The sequence below is a fragment of the Simplicispira suum genome (assembly GCF_003008595.1).
Taxonomy (GTDB): domain Bacteria; phylum Pseudomonadota; class Gammaproteobacteria; order Burkholderiales; family Burkholderiaceae_C; genus Simplicispira; species Simplicispira suum.
Map to the genome: position 1 here is coordinate 363,650 of NZ_CP027669.1, position 20,026 is coordinate 383,675.

The following is a 20,026-nucleotide window of genomic DNA, read 5'->3' on the forward strand; positions in this document are numbered from 1 at the left end:
CGGAGTGGCATGCGCGCAGGTGCGCGCATGCTTTGTTGACTGATTCGCCGTGGTTGTTCGAGCGCAGCTGCACAGCAGCGAAGTGAGTTCCACGGCGCACCCCGCAAGTGCCCCGACGCAGGTTGCCCCGCAGCGCAGCGAAGGGGTCGCAGACAGCAGGGCGAGCCTTTATTGGTGACTTTTTTTGGCAAAAAAAGTTACTGCGCCGCCGGGCGCACATCCCGGCTCCCGCCCTCTGCACGAGGCGTGAGCCGATCAAAACCGCGCTCTCGTTCTTGTCTCTGAGGCAGCTACATCGTCAGGTGACTTCATTCCCCACCTGCAGCCCTTTGCGCACCGTGGGGTAGCGCAGCCGCAAGCCCAGCTCGCAGAGCATGCGTGTTGCATCGAGTCGGCGCGACTCGCTCATGAAGCTCAGCTGCATTGCGCCCAGTTGCTCGGCGGCGTCGCTGCGCGCAATACGGGGCGGGTGCGGAAGGCCATAGAGATCAGCGGCCAGATCGAAATACTCGCCCATGCGCAACGCGCTGGCGTCGCTCACGTTGTATGTGCGCTGCGGCGCGCCGTGCCACAGGGCCGCCAGGCAGGCCCGCGCCAGGTCGTCGGCGTGGATGTGGTTGGTGAAGACATCGTCCTCGGGCCGCAGTACCGGCGTGCCTCGGCGCAGGCGCGCCTGGGGCGTGCCGTTCTCGCGGTCTGGCGCGTAGATGCCGGGCACGCGCAGCACGCTGGCGCGCACGCCGGCGCGCCCCAGTTGGCGCACGCTGCGCTCGGCGTGCACCCGGCGCACGGCGCGGGCGGTGGCGGGCGCCGGGGCGCGTGTTTCGCTCACCCAGGCACCGCCGCAGTCGCCATAGACGCCGCTGGTCGAGACATACACCAGGGCACGCGGCGGCGTGCGCAGGCGCAGGGCGCGCATCAGCGCGCGCGTGCGGGTGTCTTGCGTGCCCGCCTGGGGTGGCGGCGCCAGATGCAGCACCTGCGTTGCCAGCCCGGCCAGGCGGCGCAGCGTGGCCGCATCGTCCAGATTGCCGCGCAGCGGCTGCGCGCCGAGCTGGCGCAATTCGGCCATGCGCTCCGGGCTGGAGGTGAGCGCCAGAACACGCATTCGCGGCATGGCAGAGCCCGGCGACAAGGCCCGCAGCACGCGCACGCCCACGTCGCCGCAGCCCACGATGAGCAGGCGCGGGCGGCGAAAGCGCGAAGGCAGTGCGCCAGAAGGGCTTTGGTTTGAAGGCAAAATTGATTCGCGTCTTGAAGAAACAACGAGGATACCCAAAGCATGAGCAGCGCCCCGCCCGCAGATTCCGCCCACCAGATCAGCGTATTGCCCAGCGGCCGCAGCTTTGTCGCCGAGCCCGGCGAACCGATGCTGACAGCGGCCATCCGCCAGGGCATTGGCCTGCCCTACGGCTGCAAGGACGGGGCTTGCGGCTCCTGCAAGTGCAAGAAGATTTCTGGCACGGTGGTGCACGGCAAGCACCAGGACAAGGCGCTGAGCGCCGAGGAAGAGGCTGCCGGTTTTGTGCTTACCTGCTGCGGCGTGGCGCAGACCGACGTAGTGCTGGAATCGCGCCAGGTCACCGACGAAGGCGCGTTTCCCATCCGCAAGTTCCCGGTGCGCGTGGCCGCGCGCGAGCCGCTCTCGCACGACGTCATGCGCCTGCGCCTGCAGCTGCCGGCCACGGAAGCGTTTCGCTACCACGCCGGCCAGTACGTCGAATTCTTGCTGCAAGGCGGCGTGCGGCGCTCGTACTCGATGGCCAATGCGCCGCACACGCAGGCCGACGTGGGCGGCATTGAGCTGCACCTGCGCCACATGCCGGGCGGCACATTCACCGACCATGTTTTTGGCGGCATGAAAGAGCGCGACATCCTGCGCATCGAAGGGCCGTACGGCAGCTTCTTCCTGCGCGAAGACTCCAGCAAACCCGTGGTGCTGCTGGCCTCAGGCACCGGCTTTGCCCCCGTGAAAGCCCTGATCGAACAACTCCACCACAGCGCCAGCACCCGCCCGGTGGTGCTTTACTGGGGCGGGCGGCGCCCGCGCGACCTGTACATGGACGCCTGGGTGCGCGCTCAGCAAGCGCTGTTGCCGCAACTGCAGTACGTGCCCGTGGTGTCCGACGCGCTGCCGGAAGACGCCTGGAGCGGTCGCACTGGCTTTGTGCACCAGGCCGTGCTCGACGACTTCGCTGATCTCTCGGGCCACCAGGTCTATGCCTGCGGCGCGCCCATCGTCGTCGACAGCGCGCGCGAGGCGTATTGCGGCGCGCGCGGCCTGCCAGCCGAAGAGTTCTTTGCCGACGCCTTTACTTCGGAGGCCGACAAGCACGGTGCCTGAGGCTTCCAGCGAGGGTTCGCGCTTAGTGCGCCATCGCCCGGCACGCATCGGCACAGCGCTTGCAGGCGGCCGCACAAGCTTGGCAGTGGTCCATTTTGTGGCTGCCACATTCCTGTGCGCAGGCATCGCAAGCCTTGGCGCACAACGCACAGAGCGCAGACGCATGCTCGCTGTCGCGCGCCATCAAGGTGGCCGCCAACTGACAAAGATTTGCGCAATCGCGGTCCAGCGTGATGCAGCGCGCCATGGCAGTGACATCGCTCTCACGCAGGCAGGCGCTGGCGCAGCCCTCGCAGGCGAGCACGCAAGCCTGGCAGGCAGCAATGCATTCGGCGTAGCGTTCGGGGGTGTTGGGCAGGTTGTTGGCAGTGTTCAAAGCGGTACTCCCAAGAGTGAAACAATGCTTGCTTGTAGTGAATCGCTGGCCCTGCGTCTGTAGGAGAGCAGAGGAGACAGCGCAGACACACAGTTTTTTGCACAATCAGGCCATGAAACTTCGTACCTTCCTCCTTGCCAGCGCCGCAGCCGCCGCGCTATTTGCCACCGGCGCCCAGGCGCAAGACGCATCCAAGCCGATCCGTCTCATCGTTCCCTACGGCCCGGGCGGCCCGGTAGACATCACCGCGCGGGCGCTGGCCGAGGCAGCCAAAGACGCGCTGGGCACCATCGTGGTCGAGAACAAGCCCGGCGCCGGCGGCAACATCGGCGCCGACATGGTCGCCAAGGCCGCGCCCGACGGCAACACCATCGGCATTGCCGCCACCGCTACCCACGCCGTGAACCCCTGGCTGTTCAAACGCATGCCGTACGACGCCGCCAAGGACTTCGCCGGCATCACGCAAATGGTGCGCGTGCCCAACGTGCTGGTGGTGAACGCCGAGATGGCGAAAAAGCACAACATCAAGACGCTGGCCGACCTGATCGCCTACGCGCGCGCCAACCCCGGCAAGCTCAACTACGGCAGCGGCGGCAACGGCAGCGCCGGGCACCTGGCGGGCGAAATGTTCAAGCAGATGGCCGGCATCTTTGCCGTGCACATCCCCTACAACGGCGGCAGCCCGGCGCAACTGGCCCTGCTCTCGGGCCAAGTGGACTTCAATATCGACAACCTGGCCACCGCAGCGCCCAACATCAAGAGCGGCAAGCTGCTGGCGCTCGGCGTGACAACCGCCCAGGCCAGCCCCGCGCTGCCCGGCGTACCGCCCGTGGCCGACACACTCAAAGGTTTTGCCATCGACACCTGGTGGGGCCTGGTCGCGCCGGCCGGCACGCCCAAGGCGGTTGTCGACAAGCTGAACAAGGCCTTCGTCGCGGCGCTGAACGCCCCCGAAACCAAGACCCGCTTTGGCCACCTGCTGGCAGAACCTGTGCCCACCACGCCGGAGCAGTTCGACAGCTTCATGGCGGCGGAGCGCGCCAAGTACAAGACGCTGGTGAAGGCCTCGGGCGCGACGGTGGATTGAGCGAGCAGCGTCAGATTTTTCAGCAAAAAAGGCTGCCAGCGCTTATTAACTAAGCGCTGGCAGCTATTTTTTTAGTAGCAACGTGCGGCATCGCCCTTCGCCGCTGCCGCCAAAGCTCAGCCGACGCTGCCCGTCACAGGCAGCACGATGCCGGTGATGTAGCTCGCGCACACCGGCGCGGCGAGAAAGACATAGGCTGGCGCGATTTCCTCGGGCTGCGCCGGACGACCCAGGTCGGTGTCCTGGCCAAACTCGGCAATTTCGTCGGCGGGTTTGTCGGCCGGGTTCAGCGGTGTCCAGACCGGGCCGGGCGCAATGGCGTTGACGCGTATGCCCTTGTTCGCCAGGTTCTTCGCCAGCGACAGGGTGAAGGCGTGAATGGCCCCCTTGGTGGCGGCGTAATCGATCAGGTGGCTGCTGCCGCTGATACCCGTCACCGACCCGGTATTGATGATGCAGGCGCCGCGCTTGAAATGCGGCAGCGCCGCCTGCGCCATGTGAAAGTAGCCGTAGATGTTGGTCCTGAAGGTTTCATCGAACCGCTCTTCGGTGATGTCTTCCAGCGCATCGGCGTGCAACTGAAAGCCGGCGTTGTTGACCAGCACGTCCAGACGGCCAAAGTGCTTGACAGCCTTTTGCGTCGCGTCCTGGCAAAAGGCCCGGTCCTTCACATCGCCCGAAATCAACAGGCAGCGCCTGCCCTCGGCCTCGACATGGCGTTTGGTTTCCTTGGCGTCTTCGTGCTCGTTCAAGTACAGCAACGCAACGTCGGCACCTTCGCGCGCAAAGAGCACCGCCACCGCACGGCCGATGCCCGAGTCGCCGCCGGTGATGAGCGCGCAGAGGCCCTCGAGCTTGCCGCTGCCGCGGTAGTGCTTCGCCTCAAAGCGCGGGGGCAGTTCCAACTCGGATTCCCGACCCGGCTTGCGCAGGTGCTGCGCCGGCAGCGGCGGCGCCGGCTCGTCGTGGCCCGGCCCGGGCGCCGGCCTGGCGGCGGGCTTCTTTGCGTCAGCCTGCGCATCGCGGCTGTCCTGCCCATCTTGGAGGCGCTGCGCCTTCTTGGCGGTGGCCTGCGCGGCCTTCGCCGGATCGGTCTTGGTCATGGTGCTGCGTCTGCCGGTTCAGTGCTTGGCTTTTTCCGCATTGCGCTTGCGTGTCGCCGCAGCTTTCTTTGCCGACGCCGAGCGCTCTTCGGCCGACCGTGCGGCCGAGGCCTCTCCACCCTTTTTTCCGCCGCGCTTGGACGCGCTCTTGTTCTCCGGCGTGCCGCGCCCGGAGCCCGACTTGTTGCCGCCGCCGGATTCCTTGTTCACGGTCGCCCAGGCGCGCTTTTCGGCTTCCTCCTTGCTCACGCCGCGCTCTTCGTACGAATCTTCGATGTGCTCGGCTTTTCGTTTCTGCTTGTCGGTATAGGCAGACTTGTCACCTTGGGGCATGGCGCACTCCTGTAAATCACGAGGGTGCCAGCGTAAAAGACGCGCTGGGGACCGGCGCGTAGGGCTGCTGCGAGGGAGTGCGTGAGAAGGCGCCTACGAAGGGCAGGAGCCGCGTGCGGCAATCGCCACGGCCGGGGCGCTCAAGGCAGTGATCGACAAGCTGATCAAGGCCTTCGTCGCGGCGCTGAACGCCTCGGAGACCAAGACGCGCTTTGGCCACCTGCTGGCAGAACCGGTGCCCACACCGCCAAAGCCGTTCGACAGCTTCATGGCGGTGGAACGAGCCAAGACGCTGGTGAAGACTACGGGTGCGACGGTGGATTGACCAAACACCGTCAAGTTTTTAGGCAAAAATAGCTGCTAGCGCTTACTGCCTAAGCGTTAGCAACTATATTTTTGGGAGCATCAAGCGCGCGCCAGCGCCTGTGCCACCTGATCGAGCCGGTCCTGCCCCCAAAACAGCTCGTCGCCCACGAAGAAGCTGGGCGCACCGAACACGCCGCGCGCCACCGCCCGCTGCGTGTTGTCCTTCAGCCGGTCTTTCACCGCCTGCTCGCCGACCTGCGCCATGAACTGCGCCGCATCAAAACCTGCCTCCGTGAGCACTGCGGCCACCTCGGCCGGGTCGCCGATATTGCGCGGCGCGCCAAACATGGCGTGGTACATCGCCTGCATGTAGCGCTGGAAGGGCTCGTCGCCCTGCATCTGCGTGGCGACGGCGCCGCGCATCAGCGCCAGCGTGTTGATGGGGAACGCCGGGTTGCTTTCAAACTGCAGGCCCCATGCCCGCGCCCAGCGCTGCAGATCGACGTCCAGGTAGCGCGCCTTGGCCGGCACCTCGGCCGGGCTGGCATTGCCCGTGGCCTGAAAAATGCCGCCCAGCAGCACGGGCGTATAGACGATGGCGGCGCCCTGCGCGGCTGCCACCTTGGGCAACTGGTGCCAGGCCAGGTAGCTGTAGGGGCTGCCCAGGTCAAACAGGAATTCAACGGTTTTGCTCATGGTGTGCTCCAGCAGGGTTGATTCGGTTTCTCAATCAATCGGGTACGCAAAGGCGAAGCGCAGACAGTACCGGCGTCTTGGCGAAGCGAAGCCGACAACGTAATCGCTTGATTTAGAAATGGAATTACCAGCGCTCCATCCAGGGGCGCAGGTCGAGTTCGTGGGTCCAGGCGTCGCGCGGCTGGGCGTGCAAATGCCAGTAGTTGTCGGCAATGTGGTCCGGGTTGAGGATGCCATCCTGGTCCTTCAGCGCATAGCGCTCGGGGAAGCTTTCGCGGATGAAATCGGTGTCGATGGCGCCATCGACCACCACATGCGCCACGTGGATGTTCTTCGGCCCGAGTTCCCGCGCCATGCTTTGCGCCAGCGCCCGCAGCGCATGCTTGGCGCCGGCAAAAGCGGCAAAGTTGGCCGAGCCGCGCAGCCCAGCTGTGGCGCCGGTAAACAAAATCGTGCCGCGCCCGCGCGCCACCATGCGCCGGGCCACCTCGCGCCCTGCGAGGAAGCCGCCGAAGCAGGCCATCTCCCAGATCTTGAAGTATTTGCGCGCCGTTTCGTCCAGGATGCTGCAGGGCACGTTGGCGCCAATGTTGAACACCATGACTTCGATCGGGCCGACTTCGCGCTCGATGGTCTCCACCAGCGCCACCACTTCGTCCTCCTTGCGCGCGTCAGAGGCAAAGCCGCGCGCCTGGCCGCCCAAGCGGGTGATCTCATCGACCAGCGGTGCCAACTTGTCGGCACTGCGGCGGGTCACGCAAGCCACCAGGCCTTCGCGCGCAAAGCGCTTGGCGATGGCGCCGCCTGTGGCGTCGCCCGCGCCAACGATCAGGGCTGCGGGGCGCAGCGGCGGCTCAGTGTGTAGGGTCATGGTCGAAGCGTTTAAAATAACGATCGTTATCGTAACAACCGTGACGCCCTGCTGCAAGCGCTTTTCTAGGAACCCACGATGCGCTACCCCGCCACCCACAAACAGGACACCCGCGCCCGCCTGCTCAAGACCACAGGCGCCCTCGCCAAACGCCAGGGCTTCGCCGGCACCGGCGTCGATGGCCTCATGGCCGCCGCCGGCCTGACTTCAGGCGCGTTCTATTCGCATTTCCGCTCCAAGGGCGAGCTGCTCGAAGCCATCGTTCAGACCGAGCTGCAGCGCTCGGGCAAGCTGTTCAGCGGCAAGTCGCGCAAGCAACTGCTGCGCATCGTCGAGGGCTACCTAAGCCCCGCCCACGTCGCGCAACCCGAATCGGGCTGCGCCATCCCCGCGCTGGCGAGCGAGGTCGCGCGTGCCAGCGGCGCCACCCGGCAGGCGTTTGAACAAGGCGTGGTGGCCATGAAGGACAGCATGGCGGCTGCGACCGCCAGCGACGCGCAGGCGTGGTCGGTGGTGGCGCAACTCGTGGGGGCGGTGGAGCTGGCGCGGGCGATGCCGTCGCAGGCGCTGCGCGAGGCGTTGCTCAAGGGGGTGTTGGAGAACGTGCGGCGACAGCTTGAGGGGGCGGAGGGGGTTGCGGATCCAGGTAAGAGCGCCTGAATACGGTTGAGCTTGAACGCCGCATGGGAGGAAGGCGCGGATCAAGGTGCGAGCGGGCGGGGGCGCGGGTCCTGACCCATATTTCTCTGCGCTGAATGGCTGCGTCCGACCCGAAGGCGACGGGGGGCATCACTCTCCAAAGGGGTCTGCGATGCGCTACCCAACGCTCCCGCAGCCAGAACTTGCACTGCGAGCGCCCAGATTTCACCTCTTCGCAAGCTATAGTTTCCCCCGACGCAAGCGTGCCGGGTTTCACGGAATTTTTATACCTGGACGTTTACACAGCAAGGTCGCTGAAAACGTAGGCTGCAAGCCACTTCCAGGAGGAAGCCGTGTCCAGAATATCCCGCATCGGCCAGCTTATCCCGCAGGTTCTGCGGTCGAAATTGCGTTAGTCAGGAATACACTATGGCGCTCCTCACCAGAGAAAGAACGGAAAAATACGGACCGTTTGTAGATTTCTTAGAAATCCATGACGGTATGGTATCCCGTCAAATATTTTCTCTCGCAGACGGATTACTAGCAACATATTGCGCCGTCACAAACACCTACCTTCCCTTTGACTCCCATCTTGGAGGTGAGTTTATGGGATATGAAATAAATATTCTTGCCAGAGATATATTTATGTGGTCGGCACACATATCTCAATGCAGACTTGATGCGAATGATATAGAAATATTGACTGGTATATATTTCCCAGCGGAACCAGTCGAACATCAAGAATATGAGAAAATATTGAAAAATATTAGAGAAGATCTTACGGAAACAGCGGCATTTTTAGCCATGGAACTGCTACGCACCTCATGTAGAGAAAATGTAGTTCGTATCAATGGTCTATGAAAGTATTCTAACTCAGAGCGTTATGTGTCTTAAGGAAAATTGTGGCCGCTGAAAACGAGATACTTTCATACTTTGAGATGTGCCAAAGGGAAGGCACTTCGCTCCAGCGCGGAATGAATTTCCGGCTGCATGGTGGCCACTCTGTTGTTCTCATGTCAGTTCGGCCGAACGCACCATATCAGGACGAAGTGCAAGAAGATGGCGCAGTGTTGATCTATGAGGGGCACGACCACCCCAGAACAAGTGAAACACCAAATCCAAAATCCCTAGATCAGCCAGAGTTCCTGCCCAGTGGGAACCGGAATGAAAACGGGAAATTCCACAAGGCGGCTCAGGAGTTTAAGGCTGGTAAAAAGGCACCTGATCTCATCCGTGTCTACGAAAAACTCCGCAAAGGCATCTGGGGCTATAACGGTTTTTTCCACCTGGTTGATTCGTGGCAACAATCTGAAGGCGGGCGGAAGGTTTTTAAATTCCGTTTGGAGGCTATTGAGGAGGTTGTGGATGCAACTGCGGCCGTGGATTCGGAGTTCAAAATAACGAAACACCGGCGAATTATCCCAACTCACGTCAAGCTTGCAGTTTGGAAGCGGGATGGTGGTAAGTGCATAAAATGCGGCTCCAAAGACGAGCTCCATTTCGATCACATTCTGCCGTATTCCAGAGGTGGAACATCGCTAAAAGCGGAGAATGTCCAACTCTTGTGTGCCCGTCACAACCTACAAAAAAGTGCCAAAATTGAGTGAGCCATATAACAAATCGCTACAGGTGACGTTTGCCTCGCCACGCACCTGAGCTCAGGCGTTGAAGGGCTTCTCCGTGCGCCCACCGGCTGCTCCTGGCCGACAACAGCCGCTCATCGTGTGGCACTTGAATGCGCCGTCTCAGACACGAATGGCAAAGAACGCGCGCTGTGCCCACCGTTCCGGGATTAATGGAATGGACGCCCCCACCTGATCGGCCTTGAAGTGCCAAAGTGGAGGCTCGATCAACCACTTGTTCAACAGACAGGAGCGTCCACCATGCAAGTTACCACCGTTGGCATCGATCTGGCCAAGAACATCTTTCACGTGCACGGTGTCGATCACACCGGTCGGATCGTCTTCAGCAAGCCCCTGCGCCGCGCGCAGATGGCCGAGTTTTTTGTCGGTTTGCCGCCGTGCCTGATTGGCATGGAGGCCTGCTCAGGCGCGCATTTCTGGGCGCGCAAGCTGCAAAGCCAGGGGCACGATGTGCGCCTGATGTCACCGCAGTTCGTCAAGCCCTACGTCAAATCCAACAAGAACGACCGCGCAGACGCGCAAGCCATCTGCGAAGCTGTCAGCCGCCCCAGCATGCGCTTTGTGGCTGTCAAGAGCTGCGAACAGCAAGCGGTGCTGGCCGTGCACCGCGCACGCCAGGGCTTTGTGAAGATGCGCACGGCGCTGGCCAACCAGATTCGCGGCTTGCTCAGTGAGTTCGGCATCGTGATGGCCCAGGGCCTGCGCGTGGTGCTCGTCCAAGCTGGCGCCGTTGCCGCTGATGAGCGCATGGCGCTGCCTTCGCCCATGCGCACCCTGATCGGACATCTGCACCAGCAGCTCAAGCAGCTCGATGCGCAGGTCGCTCAACTGGAGCAGCTCATCGCCTCATCGGTGCAGGCAGACAGCGCCGAGCGACGGCTGCAGCAAGTGCCGGGCATCGGCCCCATCACCAGCAGCGCCATCGTGGCCACCGTGGGCGATGCCACGCTGTTTGCCAATGGCAAGCAACTGGCCGCCTGGCTGGGGTTGGTGCCGCGCCAGCACTCCAGTGGGGGCAAGGACAAACTGCTGGGCATCAGCAAACGCGGCGATGGTTATGTGCGCACCTTGCTCATCCATGGAGCGCGCTCGCTGATTCAGGCCAATGAGCGGCGGCGCGCCGCAGGCAAAAGCACCGATGCGTGGCTCGATCGGCTGCTGAGCCGGCGCAACGCCAATGTGGCTGCAGTTGCACTGGCCAATCGCAATGCACGCATCCTTTGGGCCATGCTGGTCAAAGCCAGCGAATACCGGCCCGAGGCCAGAATGTTGGCCGCAGTATGAAAGCGAACGAGGACAAACACGATTGAAACGGGCAGCGCACCCATTGATTGCACAGGCAACGCTCAAGGCGAGATGATGGCAAGCACAGGTTGGACCGGCATCAGCAAAACCCGATGACCCCGACGTGCCGGCAACGAGCACGCGAAATTGATAGGGAGCTGGTGAGCGAATTCCATCAGGGACAGGGTTGAAAGTGACCCAACAAAGTCCGGATGTATGGCAGCAGTCCTGATACCTTTGAAAACAACATCATGCTCAGGCGCGGCTTGGCAAACCGGGGGCGTCCATGTATGGGGTCTGAGCACGAGTTTCGCTGCGCAAAATCGTGATCCGACAGTTGCACTGCGCCTCCAATGCCTGCGCTGCCTTGAATCCGGTCCTACTGCCGGCGCCCCGCTTGTCCCGGCGCGCCGGGCCGAGCGCAGCGATGGCCCGAAGGGCTGCCCGGCTCCCCTTCCCCTCTGGCCGTGCCGAGGAGCACAGCTTCAGGCGGATCAGGGCCGCGCGCTGTTTGAGCGAAACGCAGTGAAGCGAGTTTGCGCGGACCCCGCCTGAAGCGAGCACCGCAGGTTGCCCCGAAGCGCAGCGCAGGGGACACGGACAGCGGGGTCGCCTTCTCTTTGGTGACTTTCTCTTGGCGACGCAAGAGACAAGTTACTGCGCCGCCGGGCGCACATCCCGGCAGACGGCCTTGGCGGAGGCATGAAGCCAGAGAAGCGAAGATGGCGCCCGTGCCTTCATCGGACACCGTGCCCACCATTGCGGGATTGGAGTTTGAGCACGGGTTTCGCTGCGCGAAATCGTGATCTGACAGTTGCACTGCGCCCCTAATGCCTGCGCCGCTCGTGGGCAAAGCCCGATCCCTGCGCCATGCTCTCGCCCTCAGCAAAAACACCGCACCAAAGGCAAGCACGGGGCCAGTGAGCGCCTCGGGGCGAGCGAGGCATGAAAATTTACAATGAAATCGACCGCCAGCGTTTATAGGTAAAGCGAAAGCAGCTACATTTTTCGTAGTAACTCAGTCTGAATCTCTGGCCCAACCATCCTCATCGTAACGTTCAATTGCCTGCCCACGCACACCCGCAAGCCACTGCGGCAGCACCCGCTCAGGCGCCAGTTCCGCCAGTGGCAGCAGCACAAACGCCCGCTCGTGCAAGCGCGGGTGCGGCAGCGTCAACGTCGCGGTATCCAGGCGCAGGTCGCCATACAGCAGGATGTCCAGGTCCAGCGTGCGCGGCGCGTTGCGGTAGGGGCGCTCCCGGCCGGCGGCGTGCTCGATGGCTTGCAGGGCAGCCAGCAAGTCGTGCGGCGGCAGCTGCGTGGCGATCTCGGCGACGGCGTTGAGGTAGTCGGGGCCGCCCGCATCCACCGGCGCGCTGCGGTAGAGCGAGGAGACGCGCCGCAGGCGCGTTCCCGGCAGCGCCGCCAGGGCGGCGAACGCCGTGCGCAGCGCAGCGGTGCGATCACCGAGGTTGGCGCCCAGGCCAATCCAGGCGGCGGTGGGCGGGTTCACAGCGCCTGGGGTTCAAAACCCACTGCGGGGCTGTCAATCGCCCGAATGCGGGGCCTGGCCGTGCGGCGCTGCGGAAGGCGCGCTGCCTTCCCCGCCCCCGCCCGGCTTGCGGCGACGGCGGCGGCGCTTCTTGGGCGCGCCGGTGGCAGCGCCCTCCAAGGGCTCCGCTTGCGGCGCGCCAGCCGGTGCCCCGCTGCGGGATGCTGCCGGCGCTGGCGCTGCATCGCGTGGCACGCGCCGCGCTGCGGGCGGTGCGGAGCGGCTGCGGGCCTTTTGCTCTTCGCGCGCCTGCTCCATCAAGTCGTGGCGGCGGTATTCGTCGGCCGTGCTGTATTCCTGCCACCAACTGGCCAGGGCTTCATCGACCTCGCCAATGTCGGCGCGCAGCCGCATGAAATCAAACCCGGCGCGAAAGCGCAGCTGCGCCACCATGCTCTCGGGCACGCGGCCGGCGCGCTTTTCAAAGCGCGGCTGCATGACCCAGATCTCGCGCATGTCGGCGGCCAGCTTGCCGCGGCCCGAGACGTCGCCGATGCGGCGCTCGAACACTTCGTCGATCGCTTCCTGCAGGGCCGGCAGGGCGTGCTCGCCCTGGGCCAGGCGCCGCTCCCAGCCCAATTTCACGTCCTGCCACAGCACGCAGGCGAGCAGGAAGCTCGGCGCCACCGGCTTGCCTTCCTTCACGCGGCGGTCGGTGTCGGTCAGCGCAGCCCGCACGAACGCCGTGTCGGCGCGCTCGACGACGACGTCCAGCAGCGGGTAGATGCCCTTGGCGAGGCCGAGCTTCTTGAGCTGCTCGATGGTGGCGATGGCGTGCCCCGTCTGCAACAGCTTGAGCATCTCGTCGAACATGCGGCTTTGCGGCACGTCGACCAGCAACTGCTGCGACTGCACCAGCGGCGCCGCCGTCTTGGGATCCAGCGTAAAGCCCAGGCCGCCGAGCTTGGCAACAAAGCGCACGGCGCGGATGATGCGCACCGGGTCTTCGCGGTAGCGCGTGGCGGGGTCGCCGATCATGCGCAGGGTTTTCTTCTTGGCGTCCTCGATGCCGTGGTGGTAGTCGACCACGATCTGGCTCTCGGGGTCGTAGTACATGGCGTTCAGGGTGAAGTCGCGCCGCGTGGCGTCCTCATCCTGCGGGCCCCACACGTTGTCGCGCAGCACGCGGCCACTCGAATCCACCGCGTGCGTCATGCCGGCCAGGGCGCTGCGGCTGGTTTTTTCGTTGCCGCTGACCTGCTCGGCCGCCGCGTTGTCCATGTAGGCACGGAAGGTGGAAACTTCGATCACCTCGTGCTCGCGCCCGCGCCCGTGCACCACGTGCACGATGCGAAAGCGCCGCCCGATGATGAAGGCGCGGCGAAACAGCCCCTTGACCTGCTCGGGCGTGGCGTTGGTGGCGACGTCGAAGTCCTTGGGCTTGAGGCCCAGCAGCAAGTCGCGCACCGCGCCGCCGACGACGTACGCCTCGAACCCCGCTTGCTGCAGCGTGCGCACCACGTCGATGGCGCGGCGGTCGACCTGCGCCGGGTCGATGCCGTGCACCGAGGCGGGCACTTCCACGCGCTTGCCATAGGGATTTGCCGCGCGCTTGCGGCCGCCGGGGCTGGCCTTGGAGAGCAGCTTGTCGATGAAATTTTTGATCATGGTTTTGTGGGGGGCTTATTCAGCCCTGGGGAAACAGGTCCAGGATGCGCCAGCCGCGCTGCGTCGCAAGGGTGCGCAGGCGTGCGTCGGGGTTGGTGGCCACGGGCGCGTTGACGCGCTCGAGCAAGGGAAGGTCGTTCATCGAGTCGCTGTAGAAGGTGCTGTGCACCGTGCTCCAGGCGAGGCCCCGCGCAGCCAGCCATTGTTCCATGCGCAGCACCTTGCCCTCGCGCATGGACGGCACGCCGCGGATCGCGCCCGTAAACCAGCCCGCGGCATCGCGCTCAAGCTCCACGGCCAGCAGCTCCTGCACGCCCAGTTTTTGGGCAATCGGGCGGGTGACAAATTCGTTGGTGGCGGTAATCACAAGCACCGTATCGCCCGCCGCCTGGTGCTGGCGCACCAGCGCCAGTGCCTGCGGGCGGATGGCGGGCTCCACCACCTCGCGCAGAAACTGCGCCTGTGCTGCGGCGGCTGCCTCCGGTCCGCGCTGGCACAGCGCCTCGGTGGCAAAGCGCACGTAGTCGTGCACGTCCAGGGTGCCGGCCTGGTAATGCGCATAGAACTCGGCATTGCGCTGGCCGAATTCCACCGGGTCCGTCCAGCCGATGCGCTGCGTGAACTCGCCCCATTCGTAATCGGAATCAATGGGCAGCAGCGTGTGGTCCAGATCAAACAGGGCCAGCCGGGGCAAGGCCGGGGCGTCCGGTGCGTTCGGTGCAGAGGGTCGGTTCATGAATCTATTCGGAGCCAAGCATGTCCTTGAGCAGCGGCACCGTGATGGCGCGCTGCTTGCGCAGGGCGTGGCGGTCGAGGCGGTCGAGCAGTTGCATCAGGCTGCCCAGGTCGCGCGAGAAGCGGCTGAGCATGAAAGCGATGACCTCGTCGCCCAAAAAAATGCCGCGTGCGTCTGCATGCTGGCGCAGCACGGCGCGCCGTTCGGTCTCATCGAGCCACTGCAATTGAAATATATGGCCCCAGCCCAGCCGCGTGCGCAAATCGTCGCGCAGCGGCAGATCGGCCGGCGGCAGCTGCCCCGCCGCCAGTACCCAGCGCGGCGCACCGTGTGCCGGGCTCAGGGCATTCACAAACCAGTTGAAGGCCTGGGCCTGCTGCTGCGTGCTATAGAGATGGACATCGTCGAGCAGCACGGCCGACCAATGGTCATCAAAGGCCGGCGGCCGCTGGGTGCCGGCATCGCACCAGCCGCAACTGGCGCCTTGTTCGCGCAGCGCTTCGCGCACAGCGCGCAGCAGATGCGATTTTCCGGTGCCCGACTCGCCCCACAGGTAGGTCGGCACCGGCGAGCGGACGCTGCCGCCCGCAATCGCCATGCGCACATGCTGCAGCGCAGCCGCATTGGGGCCGCCAAAAAATGCCTCCAGCGTGGGCACAGGCGCCAGGCCAATATCGAGTGCAAGCTGCTTCATGCGCGGCCGACCAGCCCAGGCCAGCGGCTGCCGTGGCGGGCGGTGCAAGGAAGGGCAATGCAGGGTTTCACGTAGAAAGAGGCGCGGTGGTTGGGATGCAGCCGCAAGTGGGCCGCACGAGACGCCGGCGGCCGGGCGGACTGCGCCGCAAAAGCCCGCATTTTAGTGCGGCAGGCGGTCGGCCTCGCAGAGGAACCGTGGCCGAAGCGTGGCGGCGGCGCTGCCCGAGAGGCCCGCCGGCTTGGGTTGCCTGTTGCGGTCGCCTAAAATTCGCCCTTTCGCGCGCCCGCCTCCTTCTTCCCGCCCCTTCTTTTTTTGCCTTTGCATCTTCCCCCATGAGTTCCACCACGCCATCCCACTCCAGCGCACCGATTTCCTACAAGGACGCGGGGGTAGACATCGTCGCCGGTGACGCGCTGATCGATCGCATCAAACCGCTGGCCAAAAAGACCATGCGGGACGGCGTGCTCGCCGGTATTGGCGGCTTTGGCGCCCTGTTTGAAGTGCCCAAGCGCTACCAGGAACCGGTGCTGGTCAGCGGCACCGACGGTGTGGGCACCAAGCTCAAGCTGGCTTTTGAATGGAACATGCACGACACGGTCGGCATCGATCTGGTGGCCATGAGCGTCAACGACGTGCTGGTGCAAGGCGCAGAACCTTTGTTTTTCCTCGACTATTTCGCTTGCGGCAAGCTCGATGTGGACACGGCCGCTGCCGTGGTGGGCGGCATTGCCCAGGGCTGCGAACTCTCGGGCTGCGCGCTGATCGGCGGCGAAACGGCCGAGATGCCCGGCATGTACCCGCCCGGAGAATACGACCTGGCGGGCTTTGCCGTGGGTGCCGTGGAGAAATCCAAGATTCTGGGCGGAGCCGATGTGCGCGTGGGCGACGTGGTGCTGGGCCTGGCCTCCAGCGGCGTGCATTCCAACGGTTTCAGCCTGGTGCGCAAGTGCATTGCGCGCGCCGAAGAGAACGGCACCGTGCCGGCCATGCTGGACGGCAAACCGTTTCGAGAGGCCCTGATGGAGCCCACGCGCCTGTACGTCAAACCCATGCTGGCTGCGCTGGCGGCGCACCCGGTGGCCGAAGGCGGAAGCCGGGGCATCAAGGCGCTGGCACACATCACCGGCGGTGGGCTGCTGGAGAACATTCCCCGCGTGCTGCCCGAAGGCCTGGCCGCGCATCTCCGGCAAGGGAGCTGGCCAAAGACCGAATTGTTTGCCTGGCTCCAGGCCACGGCTGCCATTTCTGACGAAGAGATGAACCGCACCTTCAACAATGGCATTGGCATGGTGGTGGTGGTGGCGCCCGAGGATGCGCAGGCTGTCACCAGCCAGTTGGCCGCAGCCGGCGAGGCGGTGCACCGCTTGGGCCAGATTGCGCCGCTCGGAGACGGCCAGGCAGTCGTCGTAGCGTGACACGGCCACCGCCTGCGGCGCGCGCGCCGCGCCCTTCCCCTTCCGGCGCCCAAGCGCCGTGGCCACTGCCGCGAGGCATTGCTCTGGCGAGCTACCTGCTGATGGCCGGCGGCTTGCTCCTGGTGATGTGGCGCGGCCTGTTGCCTGGCCTGTTGTCGCTGTGTCTCGGCTTCCTGGTGACGCGGGCGCTGGCACGCTGGCTGGTGCCGGTATGGCCTGGCGCTCCCAAAAAGCCAAGCACCGCTCCACCGGCACGCGGTGCGCAGGTGCTGGCCGCAGCCATCGTCATGCTGCTGCCGCTTGGGCTGCTGATTTTTGGCGTCACGCATTCGCGCGGCTACATCGTCGAAGCACCCCAGCAGTACCGCGAACTGCTCGATTACATGGCGCGCACGGTGCTGGAGCTGCGCGACAAGCTCCCGCACGATGTGGCCGCCTACCTGCCCGACGGTGCCGACGGCATCCAGCGCACCATTGCCGCTTACCTCGCTGCCAAGGCCGGTGCGCTTGCCATGGCGGGGCGTGCCTGGCTTGGCGGCCTGCTCTATGCGTACGTGGGCCTGCTCATTGGCGCGCTGGCTGCCGTGCGCACGATCTCGAATGGGGGCGGCCCGCTGGCGCTGGCGCTGACGAAGCGCTTGCGGACCTTTGGTGAGGCGTTCCAGCAGATCGTGGCCGCACAAATCTGGATTGCGGCATTCAACACAGCCCTGACCGCCCTCTTCCTGCTTTTCCTTCTGCCACTGTGGGGCGAGCGCCTGCCTTACACGCCAGCGCTGATCACCCTGACCTTTGTCGCCGGCTTGGTGCCCATCGTCGGCAACCTGCTGTGCAACACCGTGATCACCATCGTCGCGCTGTCCGTCTCGCCGCAGGCCGCCGCCGCCTGCCTGGGCTTTCTGGTGCTGATTCACAAGGCCGAATACGTCATCAACGCGCGCGTGGTCGGGCAGCGCACCCACATGGCGGTGTGGGAACTGCTCACGGTCATGTTCGTGGCCGAAGCGGTGTTTGGCCCCGCTGGCCTGGTGGCGGCGCCCCTGTTCTACGCCTACTTGAAAAAAGAGCTGGCCGCAGGCGCTTTGGTTTGAATCATGTCCTGATTTGATCGAATCTGGTCGCATCCCAGACTGTCAGTTTCGGCCTAGCGCAGGCACCATAAGCGTTCCCTGTTAGCCTTCTCAAGGAACTGCACCATGAAAACCTGTCTGATAGTGATCGATGTTCAGGAATCGTTTCGCCACCGCCCCTACTTCACGGACACCGCCTTGCCGGCCTACCTGCAGGCGCAGAACGCCCTGATTGCCGGTTGTGTGGCGCGCGGCGTTCCCGTGGCGCGCGTGCTGCATACCGATGGCCCGGAACAAATGGACAACCCCTTTGCCCAGGTGTCTGGCCAGGTGCGGCCGCTGGACGGGCTGATGGCTTTCGACGCTGCCGCCAGCTTCACCAAATCGCGCCACAGCGCACTGGTGGGCACGGGCCTGGACGTCTGGTTGACCACCAACGGCATCGGCCGGCTGATCGTCAGTGGCATCCGCACCGAGCAATGCTGCGAGACCACCACGCGCCATGCCAGTGACCTCGGCTGGCAGGTCGATTTCGTTCCCGACGCCACCCTCACCTGGGACATGGTGCAGCCGGACGGCACGCCGCTCTTGGCGGCCGACATCAAGGCGCGCACGGCCACGGTGCTGGCGGGGCGCTTTGCCACGCTGTGCACGGTGGATGAAGCACTGGGGCGCACCAGCGCATGACACGCCCCACCGCCGCAGAGCCCATCCACGTCTGGTTCGCCCTGCTGCCCGGCAGCCTGGCGCTGGACTGGGCGGGTCCGGCCGAAGCGCTGCGCAGCGCCAACACCTGGCTGGCCGCGCGCGGCGAGCCCGAGCGCTTTGTGCTGCACTTCACCGCGCCCCGCCCCACGCTCACCAGTTCCGTCGGGCTGCAGCTCAGCGGCCTGGAGCCCTTGCCGGCGAGTCTGCCAGCGCCTTCCTGGGTGGTCATCGTGGGGATGACCGGCAACGCCATTGACGTGGCGGGCGAAGACACCCTGAACCTGCTGCACTGGCTGCGCGGCCTGCGCCTGGTGGCGGGCCGGCTGGAGCTGCTCACCGTCTGCGCCGGCGCGGTGCTGGCGGCGCACGCGGGCCAGCTCGCAGGCCGGCGCGCCACCACGCACCACCAGCATCTGGACGAACTCGCGGCCATCGAACCACGCTGCGACGTGGTCGCCAACCGCGTGTTTGTGAGCGACGGCGCGCTCTACAGCAGCGCCGGCGTGGCCACCGGCATCGATCTGACCCTGCACCGCATCGCCGAAACCTGTGGTCCGGCGATTGCTGCACACGTGGCGCAAACGCTGGTGCTGGCGCAGCGGCGCGGCCCCGAAGACCCGCAGCTCTCGCCCTTTCTGGACCACCGCAACCACCTGCACGCCGCGCTGCACCGCGTGCAGGACGCCGTGACCCAGGCACCGCAACAGGCATGGAGTGTCTCGGCCATGGCCGCCATCGCATGCACATCGCCGCGCCACCTGACGCGCCTGTTCGTGGAGCACGCAGGCATTGCACCCCTGGCCTGGCTGCGCCGCATCCGGCTGGCAACCGCCGAGGCGGCTTTGCGTGCGGGCCACCAGGTCACGCAGGCGGCAGCGCTGGCAGGTTTTGGCTCAGACACCCAGCTGCGCCGGGCCTGGCACCAGTTCGGGCGCGCGGGAACACCCTCCCACCTGGGGCGGCGATCGCACTGAAAACCTGCGCTACCATGTGCAGATCGGCCTGAAGCGGGCCGATGCGGACCGGCCAGACGCACCCAGCGATGCCTGTTCACTACCCAACTATTCCCAGGAGACACAGAACATGACCATCCTCGTCGCATACGCGCCCCGCCCCGAAGGCTGGGCCGCACTGGACAAGGGCATTGAAATGGCCAAAGAGCGCCAGGAACACTTGCTGATCGTGAACGCCGGCCCCGGTGGCCAGCAGGAAGATCCTGCGCTGGCACCCGGCTATGAAGTGGAGCGCATCGAAGGCTTGCTCGCTGCCAAAGATGTCAAGGGGGAATTCAAGCAATTCGTCCGCGGCAAGACGGCCGTGGAAGAAATCGATGCCCTGGTCGAAGAGGGCGATATCTCCATTCTGATCATCGGCCTGCGCCGGCGCACGGCTGTCGGCAAGCTGATTCTGGGCAGCGTGGCCCAGGAGATTTTGATGACGGTGTCGTGCCCGGTGCTGTGCGTCAAGGCCCCCGGCGCATAACCTGCGCTGTTTTGCTATATAAAAAATAGCATCTTGCGCTTATAAATAAAGCGCTGGATGCCATTTTTATCCTAAT

The 20,026-nt window shown here is 64.7% G+C and carries 22 protein-coding genes; 12 read left to right on the forward strand and 10 right to left on the reverse strand.

What is annotated here, in order from left to right:
* Positions 1–298: 298 nt before the first annotated feature.
* Positions 299–1,240 (reverse strand): NAD-dependent epimerase/dehydratase family protein, encoded by a 942-nt coding sequence (locus tag C6571_RS01740; RefSeq protein WP_106445172.1) that lies wholly within the window; start codon positions 1,238–1,240, stop codon positions 299–301.
* 42 nt (positions 1,241–1,282) lie between these two features.
* Here C6571_RS01740 and C6571_RS01745 point away from each other — a divergent pair, with 42 nt between their 5' ends.
* Positions 1,283–2,344: a CDP-6-deoxy-delta-3,4-glucoseen reductase gene (locus C6571_RS01745; protein ID WP_106445173.1), complete on the forward strand. Its 1,062-nt coding sequence runs from the start codon at positions 1,283–1,285 to the stop codon at positions 2,342–2,344.
* A 22-nt stretch (positions 2,345–2,366) separates the two neighbouring features.
* Here C6571_RS01745 and C6571_RS01750 read toward each other — a convergent pair whose 3' ends face one another.
* On the reverse strand, positions 2,367–2,720 hold the full coding sequence (locus C6571_RS01750) for a four-helix bundle copper-binding protein (protein ID WP_245901356.1): 354 nt from the start codon (positions 2,718–2,720) through the stop codon (positions 2,367–2,369).
* A gap of 112 nt (positions 2,721–2,832) precedes the next feature.
* On the opposite strand from C6571_RS01750, the gene C6571_RS01755 reads away from it, so the two are divergent.
* A complete protein-coding gene (locus tag C6571_RS01755; protein ID WP_106445174.1) occupies positions 2,833–3,807 on the forward strand; it encodes a Bug family tripartite tricarboxylate transporter substrate binding protein in 975 nt (324 codons plus the stop codon).
* Between the two features lie 116 nt (positions 3,808–3,923).
* Here C6571_RS01755 and C6571_RS01760 read toward each other — a convergent pair whose 3' ends face one another.
* Both C6571_RS01760 and C6571_RS01765 read right to left on the reverse strand, forming a co-directional pair.
* Positions 3,924–4,910, reverse strand: coding sequence for an SDR family oxidoreductase (locus C6571_RS01760; RefSeq protein WP_106445175.1), 987 nt, complete (start codon positions 4,908–4,910; stop codon positions 3,924–3,926).
* 18 nt (positions 4,911–4,928) lie between these two features.
* Positions 4,929–5,243, reverse strand: coding sequence for a plasmid stabilization protein (locus C6571_RS01765; protein ID WP_106445176.1), 315 nt, complete (start codon positions 5,241–5,243; stop codon positions 4,929–4,931).
* 148 nt (positions 5,244–5,391) lie between these two features.
* Here C6571_RS01765 and C6571_RS01770 point away from each other — a divergent pair, with 148 nt between their 5' ends.
* Entirely contained in the window at positions 5,392–5,568 is a 177-nt protein-coding gene (locus tag C6571_RS01770) for a hypothetical protein (RefSeq protein WP_420852906.1), read from the forward strand.
* An 80-nt stretch (positions 5,569–5,648) separates the two neighbouring features.
* On the opposite strand, the gene C6571_RS01775 is transcribed toward C6571_RS01770, so the two are convergent.
* Positions 5,649–6,245 carry a 2-hydroxychromene-2-carboxylate isomerase gene (locus tag C6571_RS01775; RefSeq protein WP_106445177.1) on the reverse strand — a complete coding sequence of 199 codons (597 nt, stop codon included), beginning with the start codon at positions 6,243–6,245 and terminating at the stop codon, positions 5,649–5,651.
* A gap of 124 nt (positions 6,246–6,369) precedes the next feature.
* Positions 6,370–7,116 carry an SDR family oxidoreductase gene (locus tag C6571_RS01780; RefSeq protein WP_106445178.1) on the reverse strand — a complete coding sequence of 249 codons (747 nt, stop codon included), beginning with the start codon at positions 7,114–7,116 and terminating at the stop codon, positions 6,370–6,372.
* A gap of 78 nt (positions 7,117–7,194) precedes the next feature.
* On the opposite strand from C6571_RS01780, the gene C6571_RS01785 reads away from it, so the two are divergent.
* The 4 genes from C6571_RS01785 (at position 7,195) to C6571_RS01795 (ending at position 10,682) form a co-directional block, all read left to right on the forward strand.
* Complete coding sequence (locus C6571_RS01785) at positions 7,195–7,776, forward strand: TetR/AcrR family transcriptional regulator (protein ID WP_106445179.1); 582 nt, start codon at positions 7,195–7,197, stop codon at positions 7,774–7,776.
* 408 nt (positions 7,777–8,184) lie between these two features.
* Complete coding sequence (locus tag C6571_RS19435; RefSeq protein ID WP_146139291.1) at positions 8,185–8,616, forward strand: hypothetical protein; 432 nt, start codon at positions 8,185–8,187, stop codon at positions 8,614–8,616.
* A 41-nt stretch (positions 8,617–8,657) separates the two neighbouring features.
* Positions 8,658–9,362 carry an HNH endonuclease gene (locus tag C6571_RS01790; RefSeq protein WP_211300686.1) on the forward strand — a complete coding sequence of 235 codons (705 nt, stop codon included), beginning with the start codon at positions 8,658–8,660 and terminating at the stop codon, positions 9,360–9,362.
* Between the two features lie 276 nt (positions 9,363–9,638).
* Positions 9,639–10,682 carry an IS110 family RNA-guided transposase gene (locus tag C6571_RS01795; RefSeq protein WP_106445180.1) on the forward strand — a complete coding sequence of 348 codons (1,044 nt, stop codon included), beginning with the start codon at positions 9,639–9,641 and terminating at the stop codon, positions 10,680–10,682.
* Positions 10,683–11,700: 1,018 nt separating this feature from the next.
* Here C6571_RS01795 and folK read toward each other — a convergent pair.
* Genes folK through hda form a run of 4 tightly spaced genes read right to left on the reverse strand, consistent with a single transcriptional unit; the run spans position 11,701 to position 15,272 of the window.
* Positions 11,701–12,195 carry a 2-amino-4-hydroxy-6-hydroxymethyldihydropteridine diphosphokinase gene (gene folK / locus C6571_RS01800; protein WP_106445181.1) on the reverse strand — a complete coding sequence of 165 codons (495 nt, stop codon included), beginning with the start codon at positions 12,193–12,195 and terminating at the stop codon, positions 11,701–11,703.
* Between the two features lie 33 nt (positions 12,196–12,228).
* A complete protein-coding gene (gene pcnB / locus C6571_RS01805; RefSeq protein WP_106445182.1) occupies positions 12,229–13,842 on the reverse strand; it encodes a polynucleotide adenylyltransferase PcnB in 1,614 nt (537 codons plus the stop codon).
* 19 nt (positions 13,843–13,861) lie between these two features.
* Positions 13,862–14,578, reverse strand: coding sequence for a histidinol-phosphatase (locus C6571_RS01810; protein ID WP_106445183.1), 717 nt, complete (start codon positions 14,576–14,578; stop codon positions 13,862–13,864).
* Between the two features lie 4 nt (positions 14,579–14,582).
* Positions 14,583–15,272: a DnaA regulatory inactivator Hda gene (hda, locus tag C6571_RS01815; RefSeq protein ID WP_106447976.1), complete on the reverse strand. Its 690-nt coding sequence runs from the start codon at positions 15,270–15,272 to the stop codon at positions 14,583–14,585.
* A 335-nt stretch (positions 15,273–15,607) separates the two neighbouring features.
* On the opposite strand from hda, the gene purM reads away from it, so the two are divergent.
* The 5 genes from purM (at position 15,608) to C6571_RS01840 (ending at position 19,950) form a co-directional block, all read left to right on the forward strand.
* Positions 15,608–16,690 carry a phosphoribosylformylglycinamidine cyclo-ligase gene (gene purM, locus C6571_RS01820; protein WP_106445184.1) on the forward strand — a complete coding sequence of 361 codons (1,083 nt, stop codon included), beginning with the start codon at positions 15,608–15,610 and terminating at the stop codon, positions 16,688–16,690.
* Positions 16,687–17,781, forward strand: coding sequence for an AI-2E family transporter (locus C6571_RS01825; protein WP_420852907.1), 1,095 nt, complete (start codon positions 16,687–16,689; stop codon positions 17,779–17,781). Before purM ends, C6571_RS01825 begins: the two co-directional genes overlap by 4 nt.
* Before the next feature lie 105 nt (positions 17,782–17,886).
* Entirely contained in the window at positions 17,887–18,447 is a 561-nt protein-coding gene (locus C6571_RS01830; RefSeq protein ID WP_106445185.1) for a cysteine hydrolase family protein, read from the forward strand.
* Positions 18,444–19,442: a GlxA family transcriptional regulator gene (locus C6571_RS01835; RefSeq protein WP_106445186.1), complete on the forward strand. Its 999-nt coding sequence runs from the start codon at positions 18,444–18,446 to the stop codon at positions 19,440–19,442. Before C6571_RS01830 ends, C6571_RS01835 begins: the two co-directional genes overlap by 4 nt.
* 109 nt (positions 19,443–19,551) lie before the next feature.
* Positions 19,552–19,950, forward strand: coding sequence for a universal stress protein (locus C6571_RS01840; RefSeq protein ID WP_106445187.1), 399 nt, complete (start codon positions 19,552–19,554; stop codon positions 19,948–19,950).
* Positions 19,951–20,026 lie beyond the last annotated feature (76 nt).